General features: G+C 49.5%; 10 protein-coding genes. All 10 read left to right on the top strand.

The window, feature by feature from the left end:
* The coding region (locus ACLTD4_RS31790) for a hypothetical protein (RefSeq protein ID WP_412331878.1) at positions 1-230 on the top strand (230 nt) is incomplete at its 5' end.
* Between the two features lie 347 nt (positions 231-577).
* Positions 578-1,402, top strand: coding sequence for a sigma-E processing peptidase SpoIIGA (locus tag ACLTD4_RS31785; protein WP_243009703.1), 825 nt, complete (start codon positions 578-580; stop codon positions 1,400-1,402).
* Positions 1,403-1,430: 28 nt separating this feature from the next.
* A complete protein-coding gene (sigE, locus tag ACLTD4_RS31780; RefSeq protein WP_002603561.1) occupies positions 1,431-2,171 on the top strand; it encodes an RNA polymerase sporulation sigma factor SigE in 741 nt (246 codons plus the stop codon).
* A 281-nt stretch (positions 2,172-2,452) separates the two neighbouring features.
* Positions 2,453-2,932, top strand: a complete 480-nt coding sequence (locus ACLTD4_RS31775) for an RNA polymerase sigma factor (protein ID WP_002603562.1) — start codon at positions 2,453-2,455, stop codon at positions 2,930-2,932.
* A 14-nt stretch (positions 2,933-2,946) separates the two neighbouring features.
* The gene (locus ACLTD4_RS31770) at positions 2,947-3,822 is read left to right on the top strand and encodes a DUF3298 and DUF4163 domain-containing protein (protein ID WP_117621656.1); all 876 of its coding nucleotides are present in this window, start codon (positions 2,947-2,949) and stop codon (positions 3,820-3,822) included.
* Positions 3,823-4,078: 256 nt separating this feature from the next.
* The gene (locus ACLTD4_RS31765) at positions 4,079-4,561 is read left to right on the top strand and encodes an RNA polymerase sigma factor (protein ID WP_117621720.1); all 483 of its coding nucleotides are present in this window, start codon (positions 4,079-4,081) and stop codon (positions 4,559-4,561) included.
* Positions 4,558-4,725: a hypothetical protein gene (locus ACLTD4_RS31760; protein ID WP_243009704.1), complete on the top strand. Its 168-nt coding sequence runs from the start codon at positions 4,558-4,560 to the stop codon at positions 4,723-4,725. The genes ACLTD4_RS31765 and ACLTD4_RS31760 overlap by 4 nt, the downstream gene beginning before the upstream one ends.
* Before the next feature lie 12 nt (positions 4,726-4,737).
* Positions 4,738-5,904 carry an RsiV family protein gene (locus ACLTD4_RS31755; protein ID WP_243009705.1) on the top strand — a complete coding sequence of 389 codons (1,167 nt, stop codon included), beginning with the start codon at positions 4,738-4,740 and terminating at the stop codon, positions 5,902-5,904.
* 158 nt (positions 5,905-6,062) lie between these two features.
* Positions 6,063-6,422: a BlaI/MecI/CopY family transcriptional regulator gene (locus tag ACLTD4_RS31750; RefSeq protein WP_117621657.1), complete on the top strand. Its 360-nt coding sequence runs from the start codon at positions 6,063-6,065 to the stop codon at positions 6,420-6,422.
* Positions 6,422-8,260: M56 family metallopeptidase (locus tag ACLTD4_RS31745; protein WP_412331877.1), on the top strand; the 1,839-nt coding region annotated here is incomplete at its 3' end. The genes ACLTD4_RS31750 and ACLTD4_RS31745, both read left to right, overlap by 1 nt.

Below are 8,260 nucleotides of genomic sequence, written 5' to 3'. Positions count from 1 at the left end.
TCTATATGCCGTTTGCCGAGCTGGTAGACATCGAGAAGGAAAAAGAACGGTTAAAGAAGGAAGAGGAGCGGTTGTCCAGGGAGCTGTCCCGCGTAAAGGGAATGCTGAGCAACGAGAAATTCGTAAGCAAGGCGCCGGCAGCCAAACTGGAGGAAGAAAAGGCGAAACTGGAAAAATATACACAGATGATGGATCAGGTGAAGGAGCGTATCGCTCAGTTAGGCGAATAAGAGCGCGCAGCCTGTCCTGTTTATCAATCTCTATAAGAAAAGAGTCGAACCCGGCGGAAAAAATCTGCCAGGTTCGACTCTTTTTTTGTGTGAGATACGGAAACTCTCTCTCCCTCGTGTTCGGCGGTATGCGGCGAGGTCTATAAAGCTGCAAAGCTTTGTGATGGGTGCGTGAAACGTATGGACGGGGTGGTGCAAACAGATGTTTGACCATAAAATGTCGAATTATGATGAAAATACCGGGAAAAAGGCGATGAAAAACAGGAATCAGGGCCGCCGTTTTGACAAAATCTGAAGGTCTCTCTGACTATAATGTTCATACAGGGCAGGAGGTGAGAAAACTTTTAGTGACGGTTGACTTATACATAGATGTGTTTTTTGTCATAAACATGATCCTGGATTATCTTGTGCTTTCCATAACCGGAAAGGTGATGAGATACCGGGCGGGCAGATACAGAATCGTGCTGGGAGCTGCTTTGGGAGCTGTCTGGGCCGTCCTGTGCGCGGCATTTCCGTCCATTCCCCCCGCAGTCTCTTTTTTTATGACCTACGCCGTGGTCAGCTGCCTGATGGTGGTGACGGCGTTCGGCGTCAGAAAGAAGCGGGAGATTGGCAAGGCTGTAGCCTGCCTCTATCTGGTGACCGTCATGATGGCCGGAGCCATGCAGGCTCTCTACCAGCATACGATGGCCGGTTATTATATAGAACAGATCCTTCGCGGAAATAACCGGGCGGCCATGCCGTTTTACCGACTGCTGCTGCTGGCTGCCGGCGCTTACTTCGGCGTGAGGTGTATCCTGGGCTTCGTTCTGGAGGCCAGAAAGAGCCGGAACCATTTCTACGAGGTAACGATGCATTACAGAGGGCGGAAGAAGACGGTGACAGCGCTTCTCGATACCGGTAACCGGCTGTATGAGCCAGTGACGCACCGGCCGGTTCATGTGGTGACCTACGAGGCGCTTAAGGAGCTGTGCGAGAGCGTGTCCTCTGTCATATACATTCCGTTTGGGAGTGTGGGAAAGAAGGAAGGCGTGATGCCCGGGATTTTCCTGGATGAAATGGAAATACGCCAGGGCAGTGACGTGAAAATTATAGAAAAGCCTCTGGTGGCTGTCTGCCGACGTCCCCTGTCTGTGGACGGGGAATACCAGATGCTTCTGCATGAAGATTAGTTTCAGATGAAAAGGAGAGATTACCGATATGATATTAAAAGTTTCCGTACCAAACCGTTTCCAGTTTAAAGCCGTACCCACGTTTAAGACGCTGATGATGCCGAAGCAGGGAGAGATTCATTACATTGGCGGCGCCGATATTCTTCCGGCCCCACTGGATAATGAGTCCGAGGCGAGAGTGATTGCCATGCTGGGAGGCGAAGACGACCAGAGCGCAAAGTCGGAGCTGATCGAGCATAATCTCCGCCTTGTCGTCTACATAGCCAAGAAATTTGACAATACCAGCGTCGGCGTAGAGGACTTAATCTCCATCGGAACCATCGGCCTGATCAAGGCGATCAACACCTTTAACCCTGAGAAGAACATCAAACTGGCCACCTACGCGTCACGCTGTATTGAGAACGAGATTCTCATGTATCTGCGGCGCAACAATAAGACGAAGATGGAGGTCTCCATCGATGAGCCGTTAAATGTGGACTGGGATGGAAATGAACTTTTGCTGTCCGATATTCTGGGAACAGACGAGGACGTGATCTACAAGGATTTGGAGACAGAAGTGGAACGCAATCTCTTAAATTCCGCCATCAGCCGGCTGAGCCCAAGGGAGAGAAAGATCGTGGAGCTCCGCTTTGGCCTGTCCGACGAGGAGGGGGAGGAAATGACCCAGAAAGAGGTGGCCGATTTGCTCGGAATCTCCCAGTCCTATATTTCCCGTCTGGAAAAGAAGATTATGAAGAGGCTGAAAAAAGAAATTGTGCGTTTTGAGTAGCGAAAGAAATTAATATTTATCCGTTTTTTCTTTAAAAATGATTAGATCTATAGTATAATAATAAAGTGTGGCACGTCGGAAAGGTATAAGGCTTTCCGGGTGCCACTTTTTATGTAGTAGGAAAGTACTCCTATTACATAAAAGGCCTTCCGGGCAGGACAGCGTGCCCCGCTTTATCGGGTATGTGCAGATCGCGCCAAGGAAATATGGTTGTATTTTTCGCAACTTTTTTATAACAGCAAACGTCTAACAGACAGAAGAGGAGAGAGGAGGAAGAATATTTGAAGAAGAATTTAGAAGCTGAAGCTGAGAAAATACTCCTGACCAATTATGAAAAGTATTATCGTCTCGCCTACAGCTATGTGAATAACGAACAGGATGCGCTGGACATTGTCCAGGAAAGTGCTTATAAGGTGATGAAAGATATTAGTAAGGTGCGGGAGCCGGATTATTTATCCACCTGGATCTACCGCGTGGTGATGAACACGGCCGTCGATTTTCTGAGGAAGAGACAGAAGGAGAGCATCGGTCTGGAGGGGGTGGAGATTCCCCACGAGGATGTCTATCATGAGGATGATCCGATGGAGCTTCTTAAGTCACTGGAGGAAAAAGACCGTACCATCGTGGTATTAAAGGTTATAGAGGAACTGAAGCTGGAAGAGATCGCTGTGGTGCTGGATTTGAATGTCAATACGGTAAAAGCAAGACTGTACCGGGCACTGAAAAAACTCAGAATCGAACTGAAGTCGGAAATGTCATAGAAAGGGGACACATTATGGAAAACGACAGCAGAAACAATTTGGAGAAGTTAAAAGAAGAATATCATAACATTCCGGTGCCGGCCTCGGCCAGGGAAAACATGATGGCAGGAATTGAAAAGGCAAAAAAAGAAAAGAGGATGAGAATCGTGATACAGTTTACAAAGAAGACAGGATTAACAGCGGCGGCCGCGCTGCTCGCCATCACCGTGATGGCAAACGTAAGCCCTACGACCGCAAATGCCATGGAAAATATTCCGGTACTCGGAACCATTGCCAAGGTGGTAACCTTCCGGACCTTTGAAGATACAAAAGATAATTATGAGGCGAAGATCGATATTCCCCAGGTATCCATCGGAGATCAGGCGAATACAGAGGTCAACAAGTCCATCGAGGAGTATGCGAACCAGCTGATCGCCGAATACGAGAAGGAAGTGACAGAGGACGTTGCCGGCGAGGGCCATTACTCTGTAACCTCCAGCTATCAGGTGGTGACAGACAATGATAAATATCTGTCTCTGCGCATTAACACAACCGTGATTATGGCCAGCGGTGCGGACTTTGTGAAGATCTTCACGATAGACAAGGCAACAGGCCAGGTAGTAACCCTGAAGGACTTATTTCGGGATAAAGCGGATTATATTCAGGCTCTCAGCGATAATATAAAAGAGCAGATGAGGGCTCAGATGGCGGCGGACGACTCCAAGATGTATTTCTTTGAATCCGGTGAAGAGGCCGCAGAGGACTTCAATCAGATTACAGGTGACGAGAGCTTCTATTTCAACGGGAATGGAGAGCTGGTGCTTGTATTTGACGAATATACCGTGGCTCCGGGATATATGGGAGTTGTGGAATTTACGATCCCGAAATCGGTAACGGGAGATATTGGCTGATTGGGGTAATTTGGAATAAAGAGTCCGGCTGTCCGGATTCTCCTATGAAATAGAAGCAGCAGGCGTCTGGACGAATGTGTCCGGATGCCTGCTGCTGTTTTTGGTTGCGTCCTGCCTCATACAATGATATAATTTTTCGACCCCATTCTTTCAATAAAAAAATTACAGGAGATGAAACTTTTCACATCCTGTGTTTGTCAATAAAGTAGACGGGAACAAATACAGCATGCCTGTGAAAGGAGACAGAAAACAAAATATGAAACAGGATCATTATGACATTGTGGTAAATTATATCATTGCAAATCAGAAGAAGTTTTACAGGCTGGCCTATACCTATGTGAGAAACGAGAACGACGCACTGGATATCGTTCAGAATGCCATCTGCAGCGCGCTGGAGCATTATGAGTCGATACGGGAGATCTCGTATATTAAAACCTGGTTTTACAGAGTGCTGGTTCATGAGAGTCTGAACTATGTCAAAAAGAGGAACCGGGAAATCGTGAGTGATGAACCGCTGGGTGAGGAGGCCGCCTATGTGGAGCCGGGCTACGGGGAGACGGAGGGGTTCTTTGAAGAGCTGGACCGTCTTCCGGCCGATACCCAGAATGTGATCAGACTGAGATTTTATGAGGAGATGTCTCTGCAGGAAATTGCTGCGGTTATGGAACTGAGTGTAAACACTGTAAAATCGAAATTGTACAGAGGGCTTAAATCATTAAAGGAGGAGCTGGTGATATGAGTAGATTAAAGGACAGCAAGAACGTATACGACAACATTCCGATCCCGGACCGATTGGAGGAGACTGTGGCCTCAGCTATTGCGCAGGCCGCTGCGCGGCGAAAAGAAGGAAATGGCGTACCGGACCAGCCGGCAATGGATCGCCGGGACAGGAAAAAATGGTGAAGGCGGTGCAGAGTGATCTCCGGCTGTGGTCTGGCTGCTGCTGCCGCACTGACGGTAGTGGTCGCCGTCGGGGTTAATACCAACCCGACATTTGCCGAAGAAATACAGGGGATTCCGGTGATTGGAGCTATCGTAAGGCTGTTTACCGCAGAATCGTGGCAGTCTGACACGGATGATGCCGGAATCTCGGTGGAGGTCCCGGGAATTGAGATGATTCGCGGCGAGACGAAAAATCTGGCGGAAGAGATCAACGAGGAAATCAAGGCGAAGTGCGATGCCTACGCGGCAGCGGCCGTAGAACGGGCAAAGGAGTACAAAAAAGCATTCCTGGATACGGGAGGAACGGAAGCGGAGTGGAAAGAGCATGATATCCAGATTCGCGTATGGTATGAACTGAAAAGCCAGAACGATTCCCATCTCTCCTTTACGGTCAGCGGATCTGAAAACTGGGTCTCCGCCTACAGCGAGACGTATTACTACAATATCGACCTGACAAACGGAAGGTATCTGAGCCTTGAGGACCTTTTAGGGCCGGGTTACATGGAAAAGGCGAATGAGAGCATACGCGCCCAGATCAAAGCGCGGGAAGCGGATTCTGAAGTGAAATTCTTTACAAAGGCTGAAGGCGGCTTTGAAACCGTGACGGCGGATACCCCGTTCTATATCAATGAGAAGGGCAATCCAGTCGTAGTATTTGAAAAGTATGAGATTGCGCCCGGAGCGCTCGGACGTCCGGAGTTTGAGATCGAAAGGCAGACGGAGGAGAAAGCGCCTGCGGAGACCACGGCAAAGGAGCGTATGACGGAAGAACAGGCGGAGTCCGGCGGCCTGGATAATTTCTCCGTGGATCAGAGCGAGGCGGAGGCCTTTGCCGGCAGAATTCAGAAGGCTGTCGCAGAACAGGATCTGGAGGCGCTGGCTGACTGCATCTCCTTCCCTACCTATATAGGTTTTCCGGATGAAGGCGTCGTGGTTAGTACGAGAGAAGAATTTCTCGCTTTCGGAAAAGAGAAGATCTTTACGGCTGATCTTATTTCCTCCATAAAAAATACGGATATTACGGCGCTGGAGGCGAGCATGGCAGGGTTTCATATGCAGGAGCAGTCGGAGGAGAGGAAACCAGGCATCACATTTGGTATCGTGGATGGAAAACTGGCTGTTAATGGAATCAATTACTAATCTGTAAAGTGGGGAAAGGCAGCCTCTCTGAAAAGGATACTGGACAGTCTCCCTGAAGTTGCTTGACATGAGAGGTCTATCGTGATAGACTTAATGCAAAGGACTACTGCGATAGACCAGAACCATGCGGCAATAATGGATTGGAGGGAGGCATTTACATGGAAGAAAAGAAACTGTATGAGAGCGAATACCGTTTCATGAACCTGATCTGGGACAATGAGCCGGTGAATTCCACGGAGCTTGTGAGAATCTGCGGAAAAAAGCTGGGATGGAAGAAGTCCACCTGTTATACGGTCTTAAAAAAACTGGCAGGAAGGGGCTTCGTGAAGAATGAACAGGCCGTCGTGAGCTCACTGATTCCCAGGGAAGAGGTTTTAAAGTACGAGAGTGAGACGGTAGTGGACAGAAACTTTGACGGTTCTCTGCCCGCCTTTGTGACTGCTTTTCTGAAGGACAGAAAGCTGACAGCGAAGGAAGCGGAGGAAATCAGACAGATGATAGAAAAGGCGGTGAAGTAATGGATGTGGATCAGATGATGATCACTCTTTTGAACATGAGCATTACCGCAGGCTTTGCCGCCCTTTTGGTGATGGCGCTGCGCCTGCTGTATAGGAGGCTTCCCAAGCGGTTTTCCTGTGTGCTGTGGCTGGTGGTGATCTTTCGCTTTTTATGCCCGTTTTCCCTCCAGTCGGCTTACAGCCTGCTGCCATTTTATTCGAATCCCCTGGAGGAGCGGATCATCTATGAAAACACGCCCTCCATTGATTCGGGGGTCTTCTTTATAGACCGTCCCGTAAACCAGGTTCTGGAGCAGACTATGACCGTGACCAATCCCTATATGTCGGTCAATCCCATACAGATCCTGCTGTTTGTGATGCTGGTAGTCTGGGAGGCGGGGATGCTGGTCTTCTTCCTCTTCCATTTTGCCGGGTATATCCGTTTAAAATGGAGGCTTGGAACGGCAGTGAAGATCCAGGAGCCCGATCCGGACCATGAGGATGAAAAAGGCCGGAGACCGGAACACGGGATTTATGAATCTGACCGGATTCCCGGCGCCTTTGTCATGGGAATATTCCGCCCGGTGATCTATCTTCCTTCAAACTTAACGGAGATGGAACGGGAGTGTGTCTTGAGGCATGAACGGATCCATATCCGGCGTCGTGACTATCTCGTTAAGCTTCTGGGGCTTCTGATGGTTATCGTGCACTGGTTTAACCCCATCGCCCATATAGCATTCCGTCTGCTCTGCAAGGACATGGAGATGTCCTGTGACGAGGCGGTGGTGAGCGAGCTGGGAGAGGGCGGAAAGAGGCAGTACTCGCTGGCACTCCTGTCTGCTGCGGAGAAAGGCAGCGGAGCGCGCCTGCCCCTGGCCTTTGGAGAGAGCCATACGAAATCGAGAATAAAGAATGTTTTAAACTATAAGAAAGCGGGCTTTAGGATCACGCTCTGCGCCGTGATCGTAACGGCAGCGGCAGTGCTGTGCCTCATGACCGTCAGGGAAAAACCCGTGGATCCGGAGGCGGTTTCCATCATTGGAGGCGGAGACGGTCCTACCAGCATTTTCATTGCAGGTAAGGATGACGGCGAGACGCCGGCTATGCCTGTGGAGATGCCGGATACCTCCTGGCTTTCCGGACAGGTATTGGAAAAGGGGCTTGAAAGTACCATTACCATAGATTACGCCTCAAAGGATCAGATCATTTTTCATGGAAGCTGCGGCCTGTTCAGTTTTCAGCTTGAAGACGGTAAATGGGTGCCGAATTTAATCATTGGGCCGGATGATACGGGAACCATCGACTTGGAGGCGATAACCAGCGCGCTTGATGCGGTGAAAAAAGAACCGGAATCGGAAGACAGCGTTCACAGAGAAGATTCTTTCGTTGGTAAGAATCCGGCAGCCGGAAGTTCTTTTATCGATTACGATGTGGAAAAGCTTGCCGACGGAAGCATCGCCGTACTTGGAGGTATGGGTACCTCCTCGAGCAATGGAGGATTGACGGGAAAGCTGGTGGATGTATTTTACGGCTGGTACAATCCGGACGATATGGTGATGCATCAGGCATACTTATTCGCCGGAGACGGTACAATGGTGGAAAATAACAGCGGAGAGATCGAAGAGCGGCGGTACTTGTTTACGACCGACGGCGCTGATTACTTCCTCAGAACTCCGCAGACAGCTCTTGAATTTGAACTGCAGGATGGAAAAGAGCCGGAAAGCCTTCATTTTCCATATGACCGGCTGGAGCTGGTGAGAAATGCAGGGGGAACTGTCCAGGTTCTGGATCCCATGGTGATCATGGGACAGCCGGAAAGCCAGAAGATGGTTCTGGCGGAAGGAAGGATCTACTATTAC

This window comes from Hungatella sp. (genome assembly GCF_046966825.1).
This window is presented reverse-complemented; position numbering and strand designations above follow the sequence as displayed.

Bases quoted from the DNA above. Each gene is read 5' to 3' on its own strand.
- ACLTD4_RS31765 (WP_117621720.1), top strand. From the start codon at position 4,079: ATGAAACAGGATCATTATGACATTGTGGTAAATTATATCATTGCAAAT.
- ACLTD4_RS31770 (WP_117621656.1), top strand. From the start codon at position 2,947: ATGGAAAACGACAGCAGAAACAATTTGGAGAAGTTAAAAGAAGAATAT.
- sigE (WP_002603561.1), top strand. From the start codon at position 1,431: ATGATATTAAAAGTTTCCGTACCAAACCGTTTCCAGTTTAAAGCCGTA.
- ACLTD4_RS31750 (WP_117621657.1), top strand. From the start codon at position 6,063: ATGGAAGAAAAGAAACTGTATGAGAGCGAATACCGTTTCATGAACCTG.
- ACLTD4_RS31760 (WP_243009704.1), top strand. From the start codon at position 4,558: ATGAGTAGATTAAAGGACAGCAAGAACGTATACGACAACATTCCGATC.